This is a genomic window from Sorangiineae bacterium MSr11367 (assembly GCA_037157805.1).
GTDB classification, from domain to species: Bacteria; Myxococcota_A; Polyangia; order Polyangiales; family Polyangiaceae; genus Pendulispora; species Pendulispora rubella.
In genome coordinates this window covers 13,354,192-13,377,505 of the sequence record CP089983.1, presented here as the reverse complement: position 1 = coordinate 13,377,505, position 23,314 = coordinate 13,354,192, and the positions used below count along the sequence as shown (strand labels likewise).

Genomic DNA, 23,314 nt, shown 5'->3' with positions numbered 1-23,314 from the left:
ATTCCATGCGAGAAATACGGAGTATCGGCTATTTCGCCGGAGACGATTGTGCAATGCGCTTCACAAGCGGCACGAATCTGCGCAACCCAATGAGCGTTGCGCTATTGGCAATTCTCGGTCACGGTCGTCGAGAAGGGTGTCCGCGAAACGGAGCCCGTGCACGAGGCCGCGCGCTTCTTTCCGGAGAAACGATAGGCAAACGGCCCTTGCAAGGTGACCTTGACGTCCCAGAGGCCGCGCTCGGCGAGTTCCGCGCGCACGGCGGCATCGTTCCCCGTGATGAAGAAGACCACGCCCGCCGCAGCCGCGACGAGGCCAATGACGTAACCGGCCAGGGTGACGAACCACGGCCGTCCGCCCCATGTCGTCGTCCGGCGTATCTTGAGGGTGATCTCCGGCTGTTCCTTGGCGGGGGCCGGGGGAAGCGAGGTGCGTTCTGCGTCGTCCATGAAACCTGGCGCGGGGTATTGCAGCCGACGTGCCGACGACATCGCGCAGGAATCACACGATTTTCAGCGAGAATTGGCGCACGAGCGCGGAAAGATCACTGGTACACCCCGCGTTCGTGCTGGTACACGGACGGTACGGCTGTCTCGAATGCCTCCGCCAGTTCCCGCTTCGGCCTCTCATGGCGACCCCTTGCCGGATGTCATCGCGCACGAGCTCGATGTCTTGTTCGTGGGCATCAACCCGGGGTTTGCATCCGCGCGGGCAGGGCATCACTTCGCCAATCCCGCGAACGGCTTTTGGCGCTTGCTGCACGAGAGCGGTTTCACGCCGAGGCGGTTCGTGCCCAGCGAACAACGCGAGCTTCTCACGCTCGGCATTGGCATCACGAACGTGGTTTCGCGCGTGACGGCGGGCGTGAAAGACGTCACACGCGAAGACTTTGCCGAGGGTCGTCTTGCATTGGCGCAGAAGATTGCGCACTGGAAGCCCAAGTCCGTCGTCTTCGTGGGCGTGACCGCCTACCGCGCATTTCGAGGCACACGGGGCCCCATCGCTTGCGGCGAGCAAGCGGAAGGCTTGGGCCGTGCGCGCGTATTCGTGTTGCCCAATCCCAGCGGGCGAAATGCGCATTACAGCTACGCCGACATGCTCGAGCTCTATCGCGGTGTCGCGCGGGCGCTCGAATGACCCGAGCACAAGCGGGCGATTGCTCGATGCTCATCCGATTCGGTCCTGCCCTCCCGCCGAGAACGAACGTACGATCCACGCCATGCTGGTCGGTCATCGCGATCCTGGGTGGCAATTGCTCCACGATTGCCTGTCCGATCTCGCGGGCGCCTGCCGCGGGAGGGCGGCCGCCGTCGTCGACGAAGGCAACGGCCTCTGGTGCGTGGCCTGTGCGAAAGGCCGTCATGCGGGCGCCGCGGAAGACTACGCGGCGGACCGCTTCTACCACGTAGAGATCGCGCCACATGCCAAGGAGATGCGCCGCGGGATGCACCTCTCCATCGAGAGCCGCAACGGCGATGATCTCTACGTCGGCGAATCGTTCGCGGCGCTCTACGTCCTCGTCGTGTGGTTCGACGCTCCTTTCGCGCCCGAGTTGGTGCACGCCCGCCTGCGCCGGGCACTCCCGAAGGTCGAAGCCCTGACGCTTTCCCTTCCTCCCGAGAGCGTGGTTTAGACAAAAAAGAAAAGCCCCGAGCGGTGACCGCCAGGGGCTCTCTTTTTTTCAGTTCACGTCAGACTTCGATCAGAAGTCGCCGTGGCCGTGACCCGCGTGACCGCCGCCCGCCGGAGCCTTCTCCTCCTTCGGACGCTCGGCAACGAGGCACTCGGTCGTGAGCATGAGGCTCGCAACGGAGGCCGCGTTCTGCAGCGCGGTGCGGACGACCTTGACCGGATCGATGACACCCTCGGAGAGGAGGTTGCCGTACGTGTCGGTCGCGGCGTTGTAGCCGAAGTCGTCTTTGCCTTCCTTGACCTTCTGCACGACGATCGAGCCTTCGAGGCCCGCGTTCGCCACGATCTGGCGGAGGGGCTCCTCGATGGCGCGACGGATGATGTTCACGCCGAACTTCTGCTCGTCGCTCACCTTGATGCCGTCGAGGATGGCCTGGGCGCGAACGAGCGGCACGCCGCCGCCGGCCACGATGCCCTCTTCCACGGCCGCGCGGGTCGCGTGGAGCGCGTCTTCGACGCGGGCCTTCTTCTCCTTCATCTCGGTCTCGGTCGCAGCGCCGACCTTGACCACCGCAACGCCGCCAACCAGCTTGGCGAGGCGCTCCTGGAGCTTCTCGCGGTCGTAGTCGGACGTGGTGTTCTCGATCTGGCCACGGATCTCGGCGATACGGCCCTTGATCTTGTCCTTGTTGCCGGCGCCGTCGACGATGGTCGTGTTGTCCTTGTCGAGCGTGACGCGCTTGGCGCGGCCGAGGTCACTGATGGTGACGTTCTCGAGCTTGAGGCCGAGATCTTCCGCGATGACCTGACCGCCGGTGAGGGTCGCGATGTCCTTGAGCATCTCCTTGCGGCGATCGCCGAAGCCGGGGGCCTTGGCGGCGGCGCAATGGAGCGTGCCACGGAGCTTGTTGACGACGAGCGTCGCGAGAGCCTCGCCCTCGATGTCCTCGGAGAGGATGACGAGCGGCTTCTGCTGACGGGCAATCGCCTCGAGAACGGGGAGAAGATCCTTCATGTTGGAGATCTTCTTCTCGCTGATGAGGATGTACGGATCGTCGAGGACCGCTTCCATGCGCTCCGGATCCGTGACGAAGTACGGCGAGAGGTAGCCGCGGTCGAACTGCATGCCTTCCACGACGTCGAGCGTCGTCTCGGCGGTGCGGCTCTCCTCGACGGTGATGACGCCTTCCTTGCCGACCTTCTCCATGGCCTCGGCGAGCTTGTCGCCGATTTCCTTGTCGCCGTTCGCGCTGATGGCGCCGACCTGGGCGATCTCTTTCGGATCCTTGGTCTGCTTCGCCTGCTTCTTGAGCGCGTCGACGATCGCCTCGACCGCCTTGTCGATGCCGCGCTTGATCTCCATCGGGTTGTGGCCCGCGGCGACGAGCTTGCTGCCCTCGCGGTAGATCGCTTGCGCGAGCACGGTGGCCGTGGTGGTGCCGTCGCCGGCCACGTCGCTCGTCTTCGAAGCGACTTCACGGACCATCTGCGCGCCCATGTTCTCGAAGCGGTTCTCGAGCTCGATTTCCTTCGCAACCGTGACGCCGTCCTTGGTCACCGTCGGCGAGCCGAAGCTCTTCTCGATGACGACGTTGCGCCCCTTCGGTCCGAGGGTCACCTTCACCGCGTCCGCGAGTGCGTTGACGCCCGCGAGAATGAGGTTCCGCGCCTGCTCGGTGTAAACGATTTCTTTCGCTGCCATTTTTAGCCTCTTCGTATCTTTTCAGAGAATTTTCGGTGAACCCGCGGTCACTTCTCGATCACGCCGAGGACGTCGTCCTCGCGGATGATGAGGCGGTCTTCGCCGTCGATCTTGACCTCGGTGCCGCTGTACTTGCCGAAGAGCACGCGGTCGCCAACCTTCACGTCGAGGGGCTGCAGCTTGCCGTCGTCGAGACGCTTGCCGTTGCCCACCGCGACCACCTCGCCCTCAATCGGCTTCTCTTTGGCGGTGTCCGGGATGATGATCCCGCCCTTGGTCTTCTCTTCTTCCTTCACGCGCTTGATGAGAATGCGATCCTGGAGCGGACGAATGTTCGACATGATGATCTCCGTTGGTGTTTCAGGTAGACGGGGGCTACACCTACCCCGCCGAAACTGCTGGGCCGGTCGATTGCTGGCACTCGTCTGAGGTGAGTGCTAACGGGCCGCGCGCAAGATAATCGCGCTCCCCATTGGGTCAAGGTCCATGCGGCTCGAAATGAGTGGGCCCCCAAAAATGCGCTACATGCCTGAGATTCAAGTACATTTGGGGATGAGCCGCTGGGCCCGTCGGTGTCGCCATGTGTAACACAGTGTGAGCTGTCACACTACCCCGGCGAGTGCTTGTTTCCGCTAGAAGTCTCGACCATGCGCATCACCATGAAATGGCACGACTTCTTGGCGGAAGTTAGCTTTCAGGTATGTCCATCGTGGCAACCGTTTCCATCTCGGGCTTCTTCCACCAGATCGTAGAAGAGGCGATTCGGACACGGGGGGTAACCGTCACCGCGGGTGCGACGACCTACGTCGTCGGGCTGCTCGCGGACTTCGCCAGGCCGGATGGCCGCGCCGAGGAGACCATGGATCGGCCTCTGGCGTTCCTCCTCGACGAAGCTCTGCACACGGCGGCGCCCGCCGAACGGTTCGAGCGGCTGCGCACGCTGGGGGACGGGGTGCTCTACGCGAGTGGATTTTTCGGAGACCACTTCGAGGCGCGCGGTGTGGAGCAGAGCTACCTCATCGGCATCGGGAAGACCGCCTACGGAACGGCGAGCTCGATGCTCCACCGAGGCCCGGCGGCCACCGACACCAAGAAGGACGCGCCGCCGGACATCTTCGGCGAGCTGTCCGACAAGTTCGCGACCTTGGTGACCATCATCGGCGAGGTCGCCGACGATACGATTGCCAAGGGCGCGGCGGGGTCGAAGGGCCTCCTCAAGTTGTACGAGCGCTGGCTCAAGACGGGCAGCGGCAAGCTCGCCCAGGCTCTCAGCTCCCAAGGGCTCGTGCCCACGCGCGGCCCCAAAGGGGTTCTTCAGTGAGCGAGCGGCAGCTCGTTGGCAACGGCGTCGATCTGGTGAGGGAACGGGCACTCGCGCGTACGGTGCAGCGCGCACTGGAGCGCCTTTACCAGATCGAGGACGGACCCGACGTGCACGCGTTCGTGCAGCCGGTGTGCGAAGGCGAGCGCGAGTCCTTGCGCCTTCGGCAGGGCGAAGACGGCGTGCTCGAGATCGCGCTGCACCTGCCCTCATTGACGTCATCGCTCGATGCGCTCTGCCAGCTGATCGAGGGCGTGAGCCACTTCGTCTACGTCGCAGAGCGGGCGCGTGTGAACCGCGGGACGACGCAACTCGAGCTCGAGCTCCAGGCCGAGATCGACAAATACGTCGTGCTGCTCGCCGGGACGCCGTCCGTGGCGCACAGCGAGTCGCTGCGCGAGCGCTTGTACGAGCATGTTCGCTTCCAGCACGCGCCGGGCAGCGAGCCTGGAGATCGCTACCGCGTCGCGAATGCCACCGCGGCCAAGTTCGCGCGGCGGCTCGAACGCGAATTCATCGCGCCACGCCGACTTTTGCCGATGCGGGACGAGCTTCGTCGCTTCTTTCGTATGGGACAGGCGGACAAACTTCGCTTCGCGACGGCCTCGTAGGGGGCAATTGCTCGAAGGACTCGAGTGCGGCCACCGGCACGTGGTACTTGCGCGCGATGAAGCGCTCTCGGTAGGCGATGGCCGCGGTGCGGGCCACACCGCGCATGAACCAGGCATTGTACACGGCCGCGCCGATGGCCATGACGACCGGGCTCGCGCGCACCTTCTTCGACTGCAGCACCTTGCGAACCGCGCCGCGGACCATGTCGAAGACGCCGGCAAACCGTGAGACGCGCTTCGCCGCGTTCGTCACCGCCGATAGATGGTCCGGCCCCGCATCGCGCGGCAACAAGCGCGGGCACAGCGACGCGACGAAGATCTGCGTCGCGAAGGTGCGCTCGTGCGGATCGCTCAGGTCGAACCCGTAGCGCCGGCCATACTCGCTGATCTGGCGCATCGCGAGCCACGTCACGAGCGGCTTGCCGACCATGAGCCCGCGAAGCCCGAAACCCGCGGTGCCGATCCCGAGCAGCGCCCCCATGATCGCGTACTTCGACTCGAGCCATCGCGCCGTCTCGTCGACCTCCCACAGATCGAGCCGTGCGATGTCCGCGACCGAACGCATCGGCCGCATGGCCAGACGGCGCAGGTCACGCAGCCGCTCGCTCGGGACGGTGCGCGACGCCAAGTCGGTGGCGGCCGCGAGGAAGCGCCATATGCCGCGGGCCATCATGTCGGGCTCGGAGTCCGACACGGGTCCGTTCAGCACGTGCACCAACGTCGAGATCGGCGTTCGGTACGGCGACAGCGACGCAGCGACGACGTCGTCGAGCGCGGACTGTTCGTAGGGCGTGAGCTGCGATCCCGAGGGAGGCGGGAAATCGTGCGGTGAGTTCACGGCGTTCTCGATTCGTTGGAGGGGGACGAAACTTCAAGCAGCCGGAAGAGGGAGCTCGGGAGGCGTCGGCAAGAACGACCCTCGCTCCGCATGCGCCGAGGCGACGCGAACCGTGCGACCGAGGTGGAGCGCCTCGCTGGCCGCGATGCGCTTCATATCGACGATGGTTTCATGGGTAGTGCTGCGGTCAGCCGCAAGCAGCAGCTTTCCTTGAGGGCGCGCCGCACGCGCGAGCGTCTGCACGAGCGTGCGTGCGAGGGTGGCGCGAGCGCGCTCGCTGTGCTCGTCGATGCGGCGCGATGCCACGAAGAAGACCGTGGGCGGAAGCCGCTTCACCAAGGCCAGCGCGGCGGTGCGTTCGCGCACGCGCTGGGCAAAGTTCGACGGCGACTCGTGCGAGCGCTGGATGATGACAGCAAGCGACACCCCTGCATCGGCGAGTCCGCTCATCCATCGAGCCCAGCGGGTGCCATGCTCCGCCACGAGCAACACGTCACAAGGGCGCGGCGGATGGACCTGGCTTGTCATGCCCGTAGAGGCAGCAAGACGCACGCCAATACCTACATAGAAGCCTTATATCGCCGAATGAGAGGCGAACACACTGGGGGTCGGACGATCCGTCTTTCCCGATCCCGTTTCCGAGCTCCGGCGCAGCCACGCTGGCCATGTATCTCTCTGTGACACGGGGAAAATCGCCACGCGCTCGTCGGGCGCGATCTTGCACCGCATTCCCCTTCCGCACGAAGCCCGTTGTGCGGAGCACTCGCTCACCGCGTCAATGGCAGTACGGGCATGTGGCTTGCTGAACGAGATCGTAGAACGATGTCCCGAGATAACGCCTCGTGCCGACTACGTTTTTTGCGCAGTCGTCGCGATGACGCAACAAGATCACCTGCTACTGTAAAGAGGATGCGCTGCATCGTTGCCATGGCAGCAGCCATACTCGGCCTCAGCACCGTCGCCAGCGAGGCGCGAGCTGAACCGGGGGATCTCGGCCGCGGATTCGATCTAGGCAAGCTGATCGATCAAGGCGTCCACCTCTTTTACCAGTCGACACAAACGCGCGGCACCAACACGCCGAGCGATGTCACCACGCGACTACGAGCGCCCTCCCTGGTCGAGCTCGAAGCGATGTTTCCATCGCGCGATCCCGCCGTTCGGGACGGATTGGTTCGAGCGGGTACACTCGAATTTGCACACGTCGGAACCATGGGGACGCCCGCCGGCGTCGACAAGGGGACATCGAACGAACACGATCCCAAGAAGAGTGCGTTTCAGCCCGCGCTGAGGCTGTCACTCATCGCGCGCGACTGGAAGGGGGCCATCTCCCTGGTGGGTCGAGGGGCGGTGCCTTCGGATCAGATTCGCCTGACACGCTCGAGCCGCATGCTCATCGGTCGCGTCACTGTCGGAACCGGACCGCTCGTGCCGTTCGTGCACGTCGGGGCGGGCGAGTGGCGCTACGACCCGGATTTGCAGCCGTTTACTCCGCGCAACCAGGAGTTCGCGACCCAGTTCGGTGCCGGCGTCGCGGTGCGAATCTCGAAGCACATGTCCTTCGCGTGGGAGACCGATTACGTCATCCTCTGCCGTGAGCGGCGCGAACCGCAGAACGTACCCAATCCGTACATCATCGGTTCGTTCGGCGTTTTGAACGTCGAGTACTAGGCGTACGTTCTAAGCGTACCGGTCTAGACGTACTCACCTCCGGGAGGGATCTCCATGCGATCATTCGTACCGCTTCTTGCGTTGTGCGCTCTGACGTTGATGGCGTGCTCGAAGGAAGAAGAGAAACCCAAGGCATCGACGACGACGGCATCGAGCGCGCCCGTGGCGCCGCCGCCCGCGCCCGAGCCTCCGCCGCCAACCCCACCACCCGCGCCCGCGGAAGTCGAGACCAGCCCCGAGATGAAGGAGTTTCTCGCGGGACTCGACGGCACGCCTGCCGGCACGAAGAAGGCGCTCACGAAGCACGGCGGCAAGACCGTGCAGGCCAACCCCATCGCGACGTTGGGGCTCAAGGATCCGAAGGTCACCAAGTCGGAAAAGCTCGGCACCCTGCAGTGCTACAACGTGGAAAGCACCGCGGGGGCGACGAAGCACGACAGCCGATTCTGCTGGGATTCGGCCGGGAAGATCGCGCAGATCACGGACAAGAAGGAGTAAGCCATGAGCGACACCATTCACGAGTCCGAGAAGTTCGGTCGCATCGATCTCGCCACGACCGCGGGCGTTCAGACCGCGCTCAGTTTCCTCAGCTTCGATCCGGGCGAGGTCGATGGCCTCGACGGTCCCAAGACACGCGCCGCGCTGAAGTCCTTTCAGGAATCGGTGGGCATCGCCGCCGATGGCCTCATCGGGCCCAACTCACGGCGCGAGCTGCTCAGCGCCCTGCAGACGGCGGCGTCTGTCGCGTAGCCGTAGCTACTCGTGCAGCGCCGTGAAGAGCGCCTGCAGCATACGCCACGTGAGACCCCAAACGACGCGCTCCCCCACGCGGTAACCGGGGAAGGTCAGCATGGTGTCCTCGTGCAGGTACTCGAACGTCGTCACCGTTTCCCCACGCGCCAGCGGACCGAGAGGCGTCCAGATGGCCTCGGCGACTTCGACGTTGGACACCAGGTTCGTGAGGTTCGTTTCGGCGCGCGGGAGCTCGAAGACGAAGGCCGCCACCGTGAGATCGGTGATCTTGCCCCGCGCGGTGGCGGCGCGGTTGGGAAGGCGATGAAGCACGGTGCCGTGCGCGGCGAGGTCGAGACCGACCTCCTCGCGCGTCTCGCGGATGGCCGTGTCCACGATGGTGCGATCCACCACTTCGCGGCGACCCCCGGGAAAGGCCATGTGGCCCGACCACGGATCCCGCAGCCGCTCGGCGCGCCGAATCAGCAGGATTTCCGCGTCTTCGCCGTCGGGCCCGTCACGCAAAATGGCCGCGACGGCCGCCATGCGACCCTCGGTTTCGGCATTCATGGGACCGTGGGGATGCCGGGCAAGTCGCTCTCGAACGGTGGGGAGATCGTAGGAATCTAACATCGGGTAGGCGATGCAAGTAGTAGCATCGCTCGGCATGAAGCGGCGGGCGGCGTTCGGCATGGCGGCGGGCATTCTCATGACCCTTGGGGTGGCGCCCGGCTGCGGCGATCCCAAGGTGGCCATGGGGCCGGGCACCCGCGAATACGTCGCGTCGGACTATCCGCAGGTGCTCAAGCGCTGGACGCGCAACGCCAGCCTCATCGTGCTCTCGGAGCTGGACGACCTGCTCACGGTGACCGCCACGTACCAGTCGTGGGACTTCCGCTGGGCGTACGTCATCCGCTACGCGCAGGACTTCCGCCTCACGGTCGACCAGCGGCGCACGCTCCTGGAGACGACGCTGAACGAGACGCGGGAGACGCATTCGTTCTACATCGCGCTCTACGGCAGCAACCGGCGCTGGACGGATCTGACGAAGCCGAACAGCGCGTGGATCGTGCGTCTCATCGACGACCAAGGCAACGAGACGGCACCGGTGAACATCGAGTTGATCCCCAAGCCGGGCGCGCTGGAGCGGACGTATTTCCCGTACACCACGGTGTGGCGGCAGGCATTCCGCATCAAGTTCCCGCGCTATTACGGAAACGGGCGGCCATCGATCGCGCCCGATGCGAAGTGGTTCGGTCTGCGTTTCGCCGGCGCCGAAGGGAATGAAGAGCTGCATTGGGACATCGACCCCAACGCGCCGCAGACCGCCTTCGGCGACGGCCACGTGGTGAAGTTCTGATGCGCCGAGGTGTGTGCGCTTTGGTGGCGGCCGTGGGGCTTTTGGCAACGCAGCCGGCGAATGCGCAGCAACCCGATACGGTGACGGCGCAGGCGCTTTTCGACGACGCCAAAGGCTTGATGAAGCAAGGGCGCTACGCCGATGCGTGCGCGAAGTTCGAGAGCAGCCACCGCATCGATCCGAAGGTGGGCACGGTGCTGAACCTGGCCCATTGCTACGAGCAGACCGGGCAGACCGCGAGTGCGTGGGCGCGCTACGTGGAGGCCGCAGAGCTGGCGATGCGCGCGCAGCAACGCGAGCGGCAGGAGTACGCGCGCGAGCGGGCACGTGTGCTTTCGCAGCAGCTGGCGCGGCTGACCATCAAGGCGGAGAGCTTGCCGGCAGGTGCCATCGTTCATCGCGACGGCTTGACCGTGGACCGCACGGTGCTGGGCGCGGCGGTGCCGATCGATCCGGGTGAGCACGCGCTGGAGGTGGTGCTGGGCGACAAGCCGCTATGGTCGACCCACGTGACGGTGGCGCCCAGCAAGAGCATCGAGGTGGTGATCCCCGCGTCGTCCTTGCAGCGTGCGGCGGCGGGAGAAGCGCCGGTGGAGCAACCGCCGATCGTGACGCCGCTGCCGGTGAAGCAGGAGCAGGCGCCTCCCCCCTCGGAATCGGGCCGCGAGAACGCGTGGTCGGGGCGGAAGACGCTGGCGGTGGTGGCGGCCGGCGTGGGCGTGGTGGGCCTTGGGGTCGGTACGGTGTTCGGGCTGAAGGCGATCTCGAACTGGTCCGATGCCAAGGACAAGTGCACCCCCGACGGATGCCCCGACGACGCCATCGAACAGGGTCGCGACGTGAAAACCGAGGGAGCCATCTCCACGGTGGCCTTCATCGCCGGCGGCGCCGCCCTGGTGGGGGCCGGCATCCTCTGGTTCACCGCCCCCCGTTCCTCGACGCCGTCGCAAACCCGATGGCAAGTGGTCCCCTCGGCCGATCCGCGCTCGGGCAGCGCATGGCTCACGGCCAAGGGAACGTTCTAGTGCGGGCGAAGTGGGCAGTCCTTGGGACGACCGCGGTCAGTGCCCTGGCCTGCTCGTCATTGTTGGACGTAAAGGATCTTCCCGCCCTATCGAAGGACGCCGGCGTGGATGCGCCTCCGCCGCCACCGAGCTTCTGTCAGAAGTTGCCAGCCCCCGTCACGTTCTGCCGCGACTTCGACGACGGGAAGTTGTTTTACGAAGACTTCACCCGAGTATCGGACTCGCCAAACCGACTCACGGTCGATGAGACGAATGTCGTGTCCCCGCCATTCGCGCTTCTATCCGAAGTTTCGGCCCCGGCAGACGAACGCTCGGTGATGGTCCGGAAATTTCAAGGCTTGCTGCCGAAGGAGCTCCGTCTCTCGTTCGAGCTCTTCATCGAAAAGGGCCCCGTCAGCCCCGTAAACGCGTCCATCGCGCACCTCGACTTCGCACCGGACACTGCGAATCACCACAGCCTCGAGTTCAAAGTGACCACCAACTCCGGCGAGGTGTCGGAGTATCTAGGCACGGCGGGCTATGCAAACTCGCCCTTCACCGGCCCCCAACCCGTAGCGGGCAAATGGCAGCACTACGACATTCATGTCGATGTCGAGAAGCGCCATCTCACCATAGCCCTCGATGGTACGACCACCGTCGATACGAACCTCGAGGGCCCGTGGCCCAAGTCCGAGGTTTGGCTGAGCGTGGGCATCTTTTGGGTGAAGGAACAGAACGTCAACGTGATCGTTCGCCACGACAACGTCGTTCTCGATTTGAAATAGCTCACTGACGCGTTTCGAGAAGGCTGCCCACTGAGGGGGGCTCCTTCTTTCCGCCGTCGGGCGATCGGGCGCGGCCCGATGTCGAGGTGGTGGGCTTCGTCGTCGGCTTTGTCGACGGCACGGCAGGCGCCGTGGCGGAAGGGGGCGCGGGCGCACGGATCGTTGCGACGGGGAGGGCTGCGGACGTCGAGGGTGCAGGCTCCGAGGCGACGGGCTTGGGCTCGGGGGGAGCCTGCGTGCGGTGACGCATGGATACGATGGCGCCGCCGGCGCCGGCGAGAAGCAGCGCGCCGAGGATGAGAAGCCGACGGCGCGATGAGCGGCGTCCCCTGTCGATGCTCGTCGTATCTTGGCCGAGAAGGCTCACCGCGCGCTCGGCGCACGAGGTCCATTGGCCGGTACCGAGGGGGGTCAGGGCGACGGCGAGATCGGCCACCGAGGGAAAGCGCTCCTCGGGCTTCTTGCGCAAGCAACGGGAGACCACCGCCTCGAGTGCCGAGGGGATCTCCGGCCGCAGCGATCGCATCGGAGCAGGATCGTGCTCCAGCACCGCAGCGAAAACCTCGGCCTCGGAGCCGCCCCGAAAGGGACGACGTCCCGTGAGCAGCTCGTAGAGTACCGCACCAAGGGACCAGATATCGCTTCGCGCATCCACGTACTTCGGCGAGCGACACTGTTCGGGCGATGCGTAGGCGGGCGAGCCGAGAAAGGCCGACGTCACCGTGATGCCGGGGCGATCGGGATCGTCGGTCACGTCTTGGAACTTGGAAATCCCGAAGTCCAATAGCTTGATGATCGGCTCGCCCGATTCACGCTTCGTCAGAAAGAGATTCGCCGGCTTCAAGTCGCGGTGCACGATGCCGTGCTTGTGCGCCTCGGCGACCGCGTCGATCGCTTGGAGAAGGTAGTCGACGGCGCGCGGAACCGGCAACGGCCCGTCGTCGGCGATCAGCTGCTTCAAGTCGTTGCCCTCGAGGAGCTCCATCACGATGTAGGGCGAGCCGAAATCGACGCGCCCCACATCGATCACCTTCGCAACGTGCTCGCTTCTGAGCTTGCCCGCGGCCCTCGCCTCGCGCGTGAAGCGCTCGACCGAGCTCGGACTGCGCTGGCTCTCCGACGTCAGAAACTTGAGCGCCACCCGCTGGTCGATGGCGAGGTTCAATGCGGCCACCACCACGCCCATTCCGCCACGACCGAGGATGCTCTCGATCCTGTACTTTTGCATCAGGACGATGCCTGGCTTCAGCGACTCGAGGGCAACGCCGGCGAACGACACCCGGCGCTCCACCTCGAGGGTTCCCGAATCACGCGATTCCGGATCGCTCACATCCCCGCCAAAACTTCGAGCAGGGGAGGACACGTGAGCAGCAGTTCGTGCGCCACCATGCGCTCGCCAAAGAGAACGATGGTGCCTTCCGACGAAGCGCGCGCCGTTGCAGGTGCGGCGCCGCCTCCCAGGATCGAACTCGAGAAGAGGAACTGGCCCGCCGAAATGCGTTCGATGACGGTGCCATCGTCGCGCACCACTTCCAAGTAACCGGTGCCCACCAGCACCACACCGGGTACGGGCTGGCCTTTCGCGACCAGCACGTCACCCGGTTCGAGCGGGCGCACGTCGAGGCGGTCCGTGATCTGCTTGCGAAGCATCGCATCGAGACGCTCGCCGAGAGGCCCCATCGTCGCGCCCACGAGCGCGTGCGTGCGGTTCGCGGCGGCGCACAGATCGTTCTCGACCCATGGGCACGTGCGGAATGCTTCCTCGACGGCGTCGATGTTCCACGTGGCCACCTTGGCGCGCTCCGACGCGCACACGAAGCGTGCCGGTACGTCGGGCCCCACCGAGCCGCGCATCCGGAGCACGGCCCCCGCACCGAGGCGTTCGCCCGAGGCTTCGGCGATGGTTGCGCATACATCGACTTCGCCGTCGATGACGACGGCCAGGGCGAAGCCGGCGGCCTCGTCGTCCGCGTGAAGCTCGTGAACGTAGGCCGCGGCCGCAAAGGCCTCGCGCGCATCGTCGGGCAAATCGGCAAATGCCTCCAGCGACGACAGATCGATCGGCGGGGGCGCCGTTTCGGCCACCGCGAGCTCCGGCCCCGAGGGCAACGATGGAGCGGGCGGCAACGAGGCCGCGGGGATGGCCGGCGATGGCGGTGGCACGTTGTCATCGGCCACCGAGCGGCGCGCCGACACGTCGAGTGCGCGCAGGTCGGCCTTGATCTTCTGCGTCACGCTGTCGAACACCGCAGCGTCCGTCGGCAGGTCCGGGTCGGGCTCTGGCTCCGCCTCGGGCTCGGACTCCGTCTCCGGTACGGGTGCCGGCAGGAAGGTCAGCGCGGAGGAAGGGGCGGGCTCCGCCTCCGACTCGGGTTCCGGCTCCAACGAGGGAACCAGCGCGGGCTGGAACGCGGCCGGACGGCGCGGTGCTTCTTGCGTCGGGACGGACTCGATCTCCTCGTCCTCGTCCTCGATCAGCTTCAAGTTGGCGCTTGGCAGAAGCTCCTCTTCCTCGACATTGATGGTCGGCTCCGGCAAACGCGGGAGGACCGGAGGGGGAGGCGGCGGCGGCGGTCGGCGCGGAGGAAGAGGAGGCGGTGCGGCCCGACGCTGCGTCGACGATGGCGTGCCCACGCGCTTTGGTAACTCCAGGCGCTCGCGTTCTTGGGAAGCGCCTGGATTGTTCGCATTGTTCACCCCGAACCCGCTTGCAGGGGCGCTGGGATGAGACACGGTGGCCGCGCGCAGCTCGGCGGGGACGAGCACTTCTCCGCTGATGGCCGCAAGCGACCGGGCGCTCGCCACGCGGGAGTTGGTGACCACCTCGTCGTCGAACTGAATGGGCTCTACCTCCTCGGCCGCGAGCTCGTCCGTTTCGGGGCGGCTCGCCTGGCGAGGTGGTGACGGATTGCGGGCAATGAACTCCGAAAGCTCGGCAGCCGATCGCGCGAGGCTCAGGGCCCGATCATCGTTGTGCGATTCGGCAGCGGCTTGCGCTGCCCTTCGCAACCACACGATGGCGTCGACCCTCTCGTGCCGCTTCCAGAGAGCGTCGGCCGTCTGGAGGGCCCAAACGACGTCCTCCGCGTCGGTTTTTGCGGCAGGCGGGATGCCGTCCATGACTGACACGTTACCTTCTGATACGCGCTAATGCGCAGGGGCGGCAAGTAGGTACACCATTCCATCATCGGATGGGACGACGAGCGACCCGTCCCGCAGCAGCGTGAGCGGTGCATCCACGTCCGCTCCCGTTACAAAACGCCAGCGTGGTTTACCAGAGCGGTCCACCGCGTAGGCCGCATCGTCCTGTCCACCGAAATAGAGGGTGCCATCGTCATCCTCCAAGGCGCCGCCGTGGACCCCGAAGTCGCGCGCGCCCGTCCCCGCCACGTCGAAGGCTCCGAGCAGCTTGCCGCTGGCCGCCGCCACACGCACCTGACGCGGCAACGGCCCGTAGACGCCCGCGAGCACGTCACCATCTCGACCGATCGAAAGACCACCGCGCACGTAGCCGCCCACGCGGGCCCGCCAGACGATTTCTCCTTTGACGCCAAGCCGCACGATCTCGTCGGCGTCCGTCCCGAAGTACACGGCGCCGTCGTCCCCGATGGCCGGTGCCCCGTCGACATCGGCCCCGAGATCGACGGACCAGCGGACTGTACCGTTTGGCGCCAGTGCGTACGCACGGTGATCCTGGGCGCCCACGTAGATGGTTCCATCCTCGGCGACGGCAGGGGCGGTGAACACTTTTCCCTTGGCCCGGAAGCGCCAGGCGATGCTCCCCGCGGAGCCTACCGCGTAGACGGTGCGGCCCGAGGCAAAGACGATCGTGCCATTGGGGGCGAGGGCCGGCCCGGTGTCGGCGTCGGACTCGGTGTCGAGCTTCCAGCGCACGGTGCCGGTCGGTGACACGGCGTAGAAGGTTCGGGCGTCGCTGCCGACGTACACGGACCCGTCGTTGCCGACGCAAGGTGTACTGTACACGCGTCCGTTCAGGTCGACCTTCCACGCGATGCGGCCGTCGCGGCCAAGGGCGGTCAGTGTTCCGCCGAGGGAGGCGACGTACAGCGTCGATTCATCCGCCGATGCGACGACCTGCGCCTGGATGGGTCCACCGACCGGCGTCTTCCACACGACCTTCGGTTCGACCGGGCCATGCCCATGCGCGCGGTGCGTGCGACGTGCATCGCCGTGGTGCATGCGCGCGGTCTGTTCCGGCACCCGCGCCGTTGCCGCGGAAAGCGGCACAGCCTGCAGCGAGTGCCCCTCATCGAGCGAGGCGTCGGCGGCCTGCGACGCCTTCGTTGGCGCGGTCGCACTCCCCGTGCCGACGCGGCGAAGGCGCACGAGCACGAGTGTGGTCACCAAGGTGACCATCAGCATGAGAGGAACGGCGGAAAGCGCTGGCCGCCGCCCGCTCGGCCTGGATGCGATCAGCGGCTCCGACGGCGGGCAATCCGAAGAGTCGACTTCGGAGATGCCTGCGTCTCGGGCCCGCAGTCCCGCTCGGGGGACCGATCAGGACAGAGCTCTTTCACGGCGGTCACGAGCCGCCGCTCGGACTCGCGCGCCTCGGCAACGCCCAGCGCGTGCGGCTTCTCACCGGGCATGCGCCGCGCGAGCCAGCCGATCAGCGTGAGGCCGGCAGTTCGGGTACTTTCCGGCGTCGCCGGCTCCCGAATCACACGCGAAATTTCACCGATGAGCCTCGTGCGATCAGCTTCGTCAGCCACTCGCCATCCTCCGATTGCACCGCTGCGGCGGAGCTGCGCGTTTTGGGGGTCCTGCTCGTACGCGACAGCGTTTTTCATGCTCATTGCCATGTCGGTCACAAACGCCGGCAGAGTCTAGCGTCTTTTTTCCACCCGTCGAGGGTTTCGAAGGGTGTCTTTACAATTTTTGTAGACGTCGGGCGAATTTTTTACTAGGGAGGGCGACTTATCGCGCCGTCCCGTTGAGCATATGGCCGGGTGGCGCAGGTTTCCCACACGCATCTCATCATCGTCGACCAGGTACAGCCTTCACACTGGCGATGGCTTCGTCAAATGGGATCGATGAGGACTTCGCGGTCTTTTGCGCCGTTGGCCGGACCGACCAGACCGCGCCGCTCCATCATCTCCACGATGCGGGCCGCGCGGTTGTAGCCAAGGCCGAGTTTGCGCTGAAGCCATGACGTGGAGCACCGGCGGGTATCGGCCACCATGCGCACGGCGTCGTCGTACATCGCGTCCTGCTCGGCGTCCTCGACTTCCTCGCCGCCACCCTCGTCGTCGCGCGGCTTGAGGATGTTCTCGTCGTAGACCGGCTCACCCTGCAGGCGCAGAAAGTCCGTGATCGCCTGGACTTCTTCCTCGGTGATCATCGGGCACTGGACGCGCTTGGTCTCGTTCGTGCCATTGAGCTTGATGAGCATGTCGCCGCGGCCGAGGAGATGCTCGGCGCCTTGCTCGTCCAAGATGGTGCGGCTGTCGACCTTTTGGGCGACGCGAAACGCAATACGCGTCGGGAAGTTGGCCTTGATCATGCCCGTGATGACGTCGACGCTCGGACGCTGCGTCGCCAGGATGACGTGCATGCCCGCGGCGCGCGCCTTTTGCGCCAGACGCGCGACCGCGGCCTCCACATCTTTGCCTTGCTGCATCATCAAGTCGGCAAATTCGTCGACCACGATGACGATGAGCGGCAACTTTTCGGGAAGCGGGGCCTCCCCCTGCTCGCCGCTGGTGAAGTCGGGGTTGATGGCCTCGGGCAAGCCATTGTGGTCCTTGGCGATGACCACTTTGGGGGCCGGGTTGCGAGCCTCGCCGCGGTGCACGCGGTCGACCCATGCATTGAAGGTGCCGATGTTCTTCGTGCCCGCGTCGGCGAATAACTGATAGCGGCGTTCCATTTCGTCGACGGCCCACTTCAGGGCCGTCGCGGCTTGCTTCATGTCAGTGACCACTGGCAGGAGCATGTGCGGAATCCGATCGAACGGCGCGAGCTCGACGACCTTGGGGTCGATCATCAGCAGGCGCAGCTCCTCGGGCGTGCGCCGATAGAGGAGCGACGAGAGCATGACGTTGAGCCCGACGCTCTTACCGGCGCCGGTGGCACCGGCCACGATGACGTGGGGCATGCTCGCCAAGTCGGCGTAAACGGGAGCGCCGAGGATGTCGCGACCGAGGACGACGGGCAGCGGTGCATCGAGCGTTTGGAAGCGGCGATCCTCGACGAGGTCGCGCAGGCTGACGGGGATGCGGCGCTCGTTGGGGAGCTCGAAGCCGATGCGGTTCTTGCCCGGGATGGGCGCGACGATGCGGACCTTGCGGGCAAGGGCCAGCGCCAGGTCGTCGGCGAGCGAAGCGACCTTGGAGACTTTGGTGCCGGCGGCGGGGGAGACTTCGAAGGTGGTGACGGTGGGGCCCGGGAGAATGTCCTCCACCTTGCCGCTCACGCCGTAGTCGCCCAGGGTCTTCACCAGGAGCTCGGCGTTCTTGAGCAAGGTCTCGTGATCGATCGCCAGGCTCGGGTCCTGCTTGGAGGCGATGAGGAAATCGATCGAGGGCAGGCGGAAGCCGGATCCAAAGGCCGGAACGAGCTTCGGCGGCTTGGGGGCAGCCGGCGGCGGGGCCGTCGGGGCTGGGGGGACGATCGTGGGCTCTTTCTCTTTGGGCTTCGCGGCGGCCGCCGGAGACGGCGCGGGCGAGACAGGAGCGGGTGCCGGAGAAGCCTCGAGCTCGGGAACGGGGGCTTCGCGGGCGAGGGCCGCGGAGGTGTCGACGATGGTGGGGCCGGCAGATGGTTGTTCGGCCCCCCTCCCCTGCCCTCCTCCGGGGGGGGAGGGAGCTCGCTTTCGGCGCGAGCCCTTCGTCTCGATGTTCTCGACGACTTCCGCATCATCGCTGTCGACGTTCGTCTCGACCGCGCTGATCTTGTCGTCGGCGACGGCCGTCGGCCCCCTCCCCCGACGCCGGAGGTCCGCTTGCGGCCGACTTTCCCCTCCGAGGGTTGGGGTGGGGGAGCTTTCGGCCTCCACAGCACCCGCAGCGGCGACCTTCGGTGCGCGCGGCTTGCGCTGGCGGCGCTTCGGGGCCTCGGCGGGGTCGATGGTCATCGCCTCGCCAATGTCGAGTTCCGCAGGCAACGCGGGCTCGCTCGAATCGGCGGCCGGCTCGATGCCCTCGTCGTCCTCCGCCTCCTCGGGCAACACGGCGATGGTCGCCTCGGCCTCCGCCGCAGCGCCGATGCGCGGAAGTTCCGCGAGGCGCGCCTTCTCGGTTTTTTCGCGCTCGATCTGGCGGGCCGTTTGCCAGGCCTCTGCCACGCTCTTGGCACCCGAGGCCGTACCGCGCGCGCTCTTTTCGCCAAGACGGACCAGCCACCGAATGAGCGCGATGAACGAGAACGACGCGCGCCCGATCAAGATGAGCCCGAGGAAGGCGAACCCCACCAAGAACGAGCCAATGGTCGAGAACAGCGACCGAGAGAGTTCGCCGAACAACTCGCCCACCACGCCGCCGGCCACGTGATGGCCAAACGCAAGACGCCCGGGCCACCCCACTTGAATCATCGCCGCGGCGGTCAACGCGATGAGCGCGTCACCGGCCAGGCGCGCTGGCGTGATCGTGCTCTTCTGCCCGCGCACGAACGGGATGCCGAGCAACGCGGCCTCGAGCGGAACGGTCCATGCCACCAGGCCGATGAGGGTCACCAAGCCATGGGCGCACGCCGCACCGACGGGGCCGACCCAGTCCTCACCGGTGCTCTGACCCGTGGCCGGATCGTGCTCGTACGAGGCAAGCCCCAGTACGAGGAACACGGCGGTGGTCCATAGAAGGAGGGCCGAGACTTCCCGCCAGCGTGGCTGAAGCACCGCGTCCCTCCCCAGGAACGAGGACGCACGCGTGTTTTCGGGTAACCCGGTCGAGCCTGCGCGTCGCGGAGCGAAAAGAGGGAGCGCCATTTCCGTACGTCAGCCTACAGGTAACCCAATGAGGGCCTAGGTGTCCAGAAGCCGTGTGACCCCTAGGATCTTTGCCCCCACTGGATTAGCATCCACGCCGGACCGTAGCTTTCTCATGGAGCGCTGGCTTCTGGCTGGCGGGACGAGGCGGGATGCCGAGGACCGGAAGAATGAAAAAGTGGGTCGCGTCGTGGGCGCTCGTTGCGGTCGCGGCCGGTGTAGGCCTTTCGGGGTGCGCAGTCAGCGAAAGCGACGTGCACCGTTGGGAAGGCACGGAACAGGGACCGCGCAAGCTCTACGCCGTGGCAACCCACGCGAAGTACGCGTGGCCACTGCGCGTCGAGGCCGCGCTTTCCCTCATCAAGATGAAGCCCCGCGGGGGCAAGCTCTGGGCGATCCCGTACCTGGTCGACGGCTACGTCGACGAGAACGGCGAAGGCCGCGAGGGCGCCATCGTGGCGCTCAACGCGGAAGAACGCAAAAAGATGCTGGAATCGATGGTGCCGGAGCTGGTCAACCAGATCAAGCAGCCGCTCCCCTCGAAAAAAGAAGACGGGACGACCCCGGCCGATCCCAGCGTTCCCTTCAAAGACGTGGCGTTTGCCCTGCTCTCGCACGATCCCCCGCTGGTGACGGATGACGCCGTGCGCGCGCAGCTGGCGGGCGCCCTCACGGAGTGGGCCACGTCCAACCTGGAGGCCCGCCTCGATTACACCGTGCAGCAGTACGGCATCGAGCAGATGTTCCGCTACCTGGGCGCCAACTCGGTGAAGACTTTGCCGGGCTTGCTCAAAGAGGAGTCGTCCAAGACCGACCGCATCGCGGGCCTCATCGCCGATCTCGGCGACGCCGAGACGAAGCAGAAGGCCAGCGTGCAGCTCGTCACCATCGCCAAGCAGATCGACTCGCAGGCGTGGATCAACAAGCAAACGCCGCTCGTCGAGGAAGCCAACAAGCGCGCCAAGGCGAACGTCAGCAAAGAAGCGCAGACCGAGCAGGTCAAGAAGTACCAGGAGCAAGAGCTCATCAAGGTCTTCACCGCGATGAAGAAGGTGGGCGGCCGGCCCATCATCGACTACGCGCTTGGGTTTGCGGCGAAGGGCGACAACAGCGAGGAGCGGCGCAAGGCCGCGCTGGCGGCACTCGAGGGGCGGGTCGACAAGAACAACACGGCGGACATCGAGAAGCTGTTCGACATCGCCAAGAACGACGACACGCCGGACGCGGTGCGGGATCTCGCGTTCACCCGCTTGGGCGAGCTGCCCAAGGAAATCGCGGTCCCGAAGATGTACGCGCTCTTCGACGCCTCCAAGAAGTGGAAGGTGCGCTGGGTCGCGGCCTCGCTCGTCCTTCGCACGATGACGACGAAGGATCTTCCCGAGTTCATGAATCGGCTGCCCAAGAACCCCGGGCAGAAGATGGGGATGACCGAACCGATCTCCTACGGTGGCCTCATCACCAAACTCGATGCCCCCGCCGGCGAGAAAAAGCCGCGTGAGGCCATTACTCCATATCTGAAGAGCAACGAGCTTGGGGCCAAGCTGTCGGCACTCGGATTCTTCTACGGAGGGAAGAAGGCCGACGTGGCGACGGTGGCGGCGCTCGAAGGCGACAACCAAGCCGTCCCCAAGTGCGACAAAGACGACGAGTGCGGGTGGTCTTGCGATGTTGCCAAGGCACCCGGTTCGGCGGAGAAGGAATCGAAAGAGATCCACACCGTCGGCGAGTTTGTAAAATTCTGCATCGTTCCCTCGATGGAGGGCGGCGGCTCCTAAATGCTAAATTGTCCGGCTCCCTATGCATACACGCCCCTCCACCCTAGGAGTGGGTTAGGATGCGGGGGCCGGAGGACTACGGGAACGTTGTCATGAGCTCGGATCCGAACAAGAAGAGCGGCCGAACCTTCCAATGCCGCGACGTGCTTTGGGAGACTTTCGAGCAGATGGCGCGCGAGCTCGAGTGCAGCGTCGATTACCTCATCAACGAGGCGATGAAGCAGTACGCGCGGCAGCGCAGCTATGGAACGGGAGCGCGCCCGCAGTTTTCGAGCACGCCCAGCGGCTCGCCCACGTCCGAGCGCGGAGGCTATCCGCCGCCGCCTCCCCCACCGCGTGCGGGAGGTCTGCCGCCCCCGCCGGCGCGTCCGTCGCGTCAGACACCGGGACCGCTTCCGCCGCCCCCTGCCCGCACGCAGGGTGGCATGCACGGGCTACCCGCACCGCCCCCGCGCGGTCCGAGCGGGCAAATGCCTGCGGTCCCGCGCTCCGTGCCGCCGCCGGCCCGCAGCGTACCGCCGCCGATTCCCCGCGGTGGGCCGCCACCCATGCAGGGGCACCAGATGCCCATGGGGCCGGGCGGGCATATGCAGCAGCCGATGGCGTCCAACGGCTACCCGCCGCAAGTTCACGCCGGGCCGCAGCTCTGCGTCATGTACCAGGGCGAGAAGATCCCCATCAACAAGGACCGCTTCGTCATCGGCCGCGGCAAGCAGTCGAGCGATCTGACCCTGAAGGACCCCAACGTCTCGCGGCAGCACGCGATGATCGAGTTCCAGAACGGGATCTACTTCATGGTCGACATGGGCTCGACCAACGGGGTCGAGTTCAACGGCCAGCGCATCGCCCGCAAGCAAATCGCCGAGGGCGATCTCTTCAAAATTTGCGACCACGATCTGCGCTTCACGTACCGCTGAGGCCCTGATGGGATAAGTTCGGGGGGGTTGGCCTTGCACGTTGCCATCGTCGGCGCGGGTTCGCTCGGGTCGGTCTTCGGGGTCCGCCTGGCGTGCGGGAAAGATCCCGTGCGCGTGTCGTTCGTCACGCGCTCCCTGCCCGAAACGGTGAATCCGCTGCGCATCGAGAAGGTCGACGGCGCCGGCGGGACGCTGCTTCTGGAGGAGCCGGTGCGGGTGACGTCGGTTCCGCAGAATGCGGACATCGTTCTCGTGTGCGTGCGCTTCGAGCAGATCGACGCGCGGCTGGTCGCGCTGCTCGCATCGGTGAAGGCGCCGGTGGTGACGATGACGCCGATTTTTCCTCAGCATCGGGCCTATTTGGATGGGGCGCTGGGTCCGGGGAGGCTTTTTCCAGGCATGCCTGGGGTGGTGGCCTACGAGCGGGAGGGGACGTTCCGCTATTGGCTCCCGCGGATGGCGGCGACGTTGATTGAGCAGCCGGAGCGCCGGGTGCCGGTGATCGACAAGCTGGCGCAGGCGTTCGAGGCGGCGGGCATCGGCAGCCGCGCGCAAGCTGGGGTGCATGCGACCAACGTGGCGACGACGTTCACGTTCGTGCCCGTCATGATGGGCATCGACGTGATGGGCACCATCGACGAGCTGCTCGCCGACAAAGACGCGCTCGATCTGGTGCTGCGCGCGGCCGACGAAGCGCGGCAACTCGGGCACGCGTATGGGAAGCCCACGATTTGGGCGGAGTGGTTCGTGCGCTTCACGTCGCGATCGATGCTGGGTTCGTGGGCACCGAAGAGCATGGTGGCCAATTCCCTGAAGATGGCGGTCGCGTTTGCGCGGCGGCGATCGCCGGAGGGGGTGGCGTACGTGGAGGAGCACTTCGGCCGAAAGCTGCGTGCGCAGAATTTGGACATGGCCGAAAAGATGGTGGAGCTCTTTCGGGAGAGGGAACGGCCGCACGAGGCGATGGCGGAGCTGCGCGATCGACTGCGCTCGGCCGGTTCGGTGGCATGATGCGCCGTAACCG

24 protein-coding genes are annotated in these 23,314 nt (G+C 65.9%); 13 read left to right on the top strand and 11 right to left on the bottom strand.

What is annotated here, in order from left to right; translation table 11 throughout:
* Nucleotides 1-101 precede the first annotated feature (101 nt).
* Entirely contained in the window at nucleotides 102-491 is a 390-nt protein-coding gene (locus LVJ94_52205; protein WXB05448.1) for a hypothetical protein, read from the bottom strand.
* Nucleotides 492-639: 148 nt separating this feature from the next.
* On the opposite strand from LVJ94_52205, the gene LVJ94_52200 reads away from it, so the two are divergent.
* Nucleotides 640-1,137 (top strand): mismatch-specific DNA-glycosylase, encoded by a 498-nt coding sequence (locus LVJ94_52200; GenBank protein WXB05447.1) that lies wholly within the window; start codon nucleotides 640-642, stop codon nucleotides 1,135-1,137.
* 82 nt (nucleotides 1,138-1,219) lie between these two features.
* On the top strand, nucleotides 1,220-1,633 hold the full coding sequence (locus LVJ94_52195) for a hypothetical protein (GenBank protein WXB05446.1): 414 nt from the start codon (nucleotides 1,220-1,222) through the stop codon (nucleotides 1,631-1,633).
* 69 nt (nucleotides 1,634-1,702) lie between these two features.
* Here LVJ94_52195 and groL read toward each other — a convergent pair whose 3' ends face one another.
* The gene (gene groL / locus LVJ94_52190) at nucleotides 1,703-3,334 is read right to left on the bottom strand and encodes a chaperonin GroEL (GenBank protein WXB05445.1); all 1,632 of its coding nucleotides are present in this window, start codon (nucleotides 3,332-3,334) and stop codon (nucleotides 1,703-1,705) included.
* A 47-nt stretch (nucleotides 3,335-3,381) separates the two neighbouring features.
* Nucleotides 3,382-3,675, bottom strand: coding sequence for a co-chaperone GroES (gene groES / locus LVJ94_52185; protein ID WXB05444.1), 294 nt, complete (start codon nucleotides 3,673-3,675; stop codon nucleotides 3,382-3,384).
* A 359-nt stretch (nucleotides 3,676-4,034) separates the two neighbouring features.
* Between groES and LVJ94_52180 the strand changes: the two genes are divergently transcribed.
* Nucleotides 4,035-4,655, top strand: coding sequence for a hypothetical protein (locus LVJ94_52180; protein ID WXB05443.1), 621 nt, complete (start codon nucleotides 4,035-4,037; stop codon nucleotides 4,653-4,655).
* Nucleotides 4,652-5,266: a hypothetical protein gene (locus tag LVJ94_52175; GenBank protein WXB05442.1), complete on the top strand. Its 615-nt coding sequence runs from the start codon at nucleotides 4,652-4,654 to the stop codon at nucleotides 5,264-5,266. The genes LVJ94_52180 and LVJ94_52175 overlap by 4 nt, the downstream gene beginning before the upstream one ends.
* Here the strand turns inward: LVJ94_52175 and LVJ94_52170 are convergent.
* Both LVJ94_52170 and LVJ94_52165 read right to left on the bottom strand, forming a co-directional pair.
* Nucleotides 5,169-6,104: an EcsC family protein gene (locus LVJ94_52170; GenBank protein ID WXB05441.1), complete on the bottom strand. Its 936-nt coding sequence runs from the start codon at nucleotides 6,102-6,104 to the stop codon at nucleotides 5,169-5,171. The genes LVJ94_52175 and LVJ94_52170 overlap by 98 nt on opposite strands.
* 33 nt (nucleotides 6,105-6,137) lie before the next feature.
* Entirely contained in the window at nucleotides 6,138-6,632 is a 495-nt protein-coding gene (locus tag LVJ94_52165) for a hypothetical protein (GenBank protein ID WXB05440.1), read from the bottom strand.
* Nucleotides 6,633-7,013: 381 nt separating this feature from the next.
* Here LVJ94_52165 and LVJ94_52160 point away from each other — a divergent pair, with 381 nt between their 5' ends.
* From LVJ94_52160 to LVJ94_52150, 3 genes are read left to right on the top strand one after another with little or no spacing between them, the layout of a single operon-like run.
* A complete protein-coding gene (locus LVJ94_52160) occupies nucleotides 7,014-7,772 on the top strand; it encodes a hypothetical protein (GenBank protein ID WXB05439.1) in 759 nt (252 codons plus the stop codon).
* A 54-nt stretch (nucleotides 7,773-7,826) separates the two neighbouring features.
* Nucleotides 7,827-8,270 carry a hypothetical protein gene (locus tag LVJ94_52155; protein ID WXB05438.1) on the top strand — a complete coding sequence of 148 codons (444 nt, stop codon included), beginning with the start codon at nucleotides 7,827-7,829 and terminating at the stop codon, nucleotides 8,268-8,270.
* A gap of 3 nt (nucleotides 8,271-8,273) precedes the next feature.
* Nucleotides 8,274-8,522 (top strand): peptidoglycan-binding protein, encoded by a 249-nt coding sequence (locus LVJ94_52150; GenBank protein WXB05437.1) that lies wholly within the window; start codon nucleotides 8,274-8,276, stop codon nucleotides 8,520-8,522.
* Between the two features lie 6 nt (nucleotides 8,523-8,528).
* Here the strand turns inward: LVJ94_52150 and LVJ94_52145 are convergent, their stop codons facing one another.
* On the bottom strand, nucleotides 8,529-9,074 hold the full coding sequence (locus LVJ94_52145) for a CoA pyrophosphatase (protein ID WXB05436.1): 546 nt from the start codon (nucleotides 9,072-9,074) through the stop codon (nucleotides 8,529-8,531).
* A gap of 73 nt (nucleotides 9,075-9,147) precedes the next feature.
* Here LVJ94_52145 and LVJ94_52140 point away from each other — a divergent pair, with 73 nt between their 5' ends.
* Genes LVJ94_52140 through LVJ94_52130 form a run of 3 tightly spaced genes read left to right on the top strand, consistent with a single transcriptional unit; the run spans nucleotide 9,148 to nucleotide 11,653 of the window.
* Nucleotides 9,148-9,864: a hypothetical protein gene (locus LVJ94_52140; protein WXB05435.1), complete on the top strand. Its 717-nt coding sequence runs from the start codon at nucleotides 9,148-9,150 to the stop codon at nucleotides 9,862-9,864.
* The gene (locus LVJ94_52135) at nucleotides 9,864-10,889 is read left to right on the top strand and encodes a hypothetical protein (GenBank protein ID WXB05434.1); all 1,026 of its coding nucleotides are present in this window, start codon (nucleotides 9,864-9,866) and stop codon (nucleotides 10,887-10,889) included. Before LVJ94_52140 ends, LVJ94_52135 begins: the two co-directional genes overlap by 1 nt.
* Nucleotides 10,889-11,653 (top strand): DUF1080 domain-containing protein, encoded by a 765-nt coding sequence (locus LVJ94_52130; protein ID WXB05433.1) that lies wholly within the window; start codon nucleotides 10,889-10,891, stop codon nucleotides 11,651-11,653. Before LVJ94_52135 ends, LVJ94_52130 begins: the two co-directional genes overlap by 1 nt.
* Nucleotide 11,654: 1 nt before the next feature.
* Here LVJ94_52130 and LVJ94_52125 read toward each other — a convergent pair whose 3' ends face one another.
* From LVJ94_52125 to LVJ94_52105, 5 genes are all read right to left on the bottom strand, one after another.
* Entirely contained in the window at nucleotides 11,655-12,983 is a 1,329-nt protein-coding gene (locus LVJ94_52125; protein ID WXB05432.1) for a serine/threonine protein kinase, read from the bottom strand.
* Nucleotides 12,980-14,773, bottom strand: coding sequence for a cyclic nucleotide-binding domain-containing protein (locus LVJ94_52120; GenBank protein ID WXB05431.1), 1,794 nt, complete (start codon nucleotides 14,771-14,773; stop codon nucleotides 12,980-12,982). Before LVJ94_52120 ends, LVJ94_52125 begins: the two co-directional genes overlap by 4 nt.
* A 27-nt stretch (nucleotides 14,774-14,800) precedes the next feature.
* The gene (locus LVJ94_52115; protein ID WXB05430.1) at nucleotides 14,801-16,036 is read right to left on the bottom strand and encodes a PQQ-binding-like beta-propeller repeat protein; all 1,236 of its coding nucleotides are present in this window, start codon (nucleotides 16,034-16,036) and stop codon (nucleotides 14,801-14,803) included.
* 50 nt (nucleotides 16,037-16,086) lie between these two features.
* On the bottom strand, nucleotides 16,087-16,386 hold the full coding sequence (locus tag LVJ94_52110; protein WXB05429.1) for a hypothetical protein: 300 nt from the start codon (nucleotides 16,384-16,386) through the stop codon (nucleotides 16,087-16,089).
* Nucleotides 16,387-16,694: 308 nt separating this feature from the next.
* Nucleotides 16,695-19,508, bottom strand: a complete 2,814-nt coding sequence (locus tag LVJ94_52105; protein ID WXB05428.1) for a DNA translocase FtsK 4TM domain-containing protein — start codon at nucleotides 19,506-19,508, stop codon at nucleotides 16,695-16,697.
* A 260-nt stretch (nucleotides 19,509-19,768) separates the two neighbouring features.
* Here LVJ94_52105 and LVJ94_52100 point away from each other — a divergent pair, with 260 nt between their 5' ends.
* From LVJ94_52100 to LVJ94_52090, 3 genes are all read left to right on the top strand, one after another.
* Nucleotides 19,769-21,373 (top strand): hypothetical protein, encoded by a 1,605-nt coding sequence (locus LVJ94_52100; protein ID WXB05427.1) that lies wholly within the window; start codon nucleotides 19,769-19,771, stop codon nucleotides 21,371-21,373.
* A gap of 92 nt (nucleotides 21,374-21,465) precedes the next feature.
* The gene (locus tag LVJ94_52095; GenBank protein WXB05426.1) at nucleotides 21,466-22,290 is read left to right on the top strand and encodes an FHA domain-containing protein; all 825 of its coding nucleotides are present in this window, start codon (nucleotides 21,466-21,468) and stop codon (nucleotides 22,288-22,290) included.
* A 27-nt stretch (nucleotides 22,291-22,317) separates the two neighbouring features.
* On the top strand, nucleotides 22,318-23,301 hold the full coding sequence (locus tag LVJ94_52090) for a hypothetical protein (protein WXB05425.1): 984 nt from the start codon (nucleotides 22,318-22,320) through the stop codon (nucleotides 23,299-23,301).
* Nucleotides 23,302-23,314 lie beyond the last annotated feature (13 nt).

Coding starts and splice junctions, on each gene's coding strand:
- LVJ94_52205 (WXB05448.1), bottom strand. CDS start 491: ATGTCGTCGGCACGTCGGCTGCAATACCCCGCGCCAGGTTTCATGGAC.
- LVJ94_52195 (WXB05446.1), top strand. CDS start 1,220: ATGCTGGTCGGTCATCGCGATCCTGGGTGGCAATTGCTCCACGATTGC.
- groL (WXB05445.1), bottom strand. CDS start 3,334: ATGGCAGCGAAAGAAATCGTTTACACCGAGCAGGCGCGGAACCTCATT.
- groES (WXB05444.1), bottom strand. CDS start 3,675: ATGTCGAACATTCGTCCGCTCCAGGATCGCATTCTCATCAAGCGCGTG.
- LVJ94_52180 (WXB05443.1), top strand. CDS start 4,035: ATGTCCATCGTGGCAACCGTTTCCATCTCGGGCTTCTTCCACCAGATC.
- LVJ94_52165 (WXB05440.1), bottom strand. CDS start 6,632: ATGACAAGCCAGGTCCATCCGCCGCGCCCTTGTGACGTGTTGCTCGTG.
- LVJ94_52160 (WXB05439.1), top strand. CDS start 7,014: ATGCGCTGCATCGTTGCCATGGCAGCAGCCATACTCGGCCTCAGCACC.
- LVJ94_52155 (WXB05438.1), top strand. CDS start 7,827: ATGCGATCATTCGTACCGCTTCTTGCGTTGTGCGCTCTGACGTTGATG.
- LVJ94_52150 (WXB05437.1), top strand. CDS start 8,274: ATGAGCGACACCATTCACGAGTCCGAGAAGTTCGGTCGCATCGATCTC.
- LVJ94_52145 (WXB05436.1), bottom strand. CDS start 9,074: ATGAATGCCGAAACCGAGGGTCGCATGGCGGCCGTCGCGGCCATTTTG.
- LVJ94_52140 (WXB05435.1), top strand. CDS start 9,148: ATGCAAGTAGTAGCATCGCTCGGCATGAAGCGGCGGGCGGCGTTCGGC.
- LVJ94_52135 (WXB05434.1), top strand. CDS start 9,864: ATGCGCCGAGGTGTGTGCGCTTTGGTGGCGGCCGTGGGGCTTTTGGCA.
- LVJ94_52120 (WXB05431.1), bottom strand. CDS start 14,773: ATGGACGGCATCCCGCCTGCCGCAAAAACCGACGCGGAGGACGTCGTT.
- LVJ94_52115 (WXB05430.1), bottom strand. CDS start 16,036: ATGCTGATGGTCACCTTGGTGACCACACTCGTGCTCGTGCGCCTTCGC.
- LVJ94_52100 (WXB05427.1), top strand. CDS start 19,769: ATGAAAAAGTGGGTCGCGTCGTGGGCGCTCGTTGCGGTCGCGGCCGGT.
- LVJ94_52095 (WXB05426.1), top strand. CDS start 21,466: ATGAGCTCGGATCCGAACAAGAAGAGCGGCCGAACCTTCCAATGCCGC.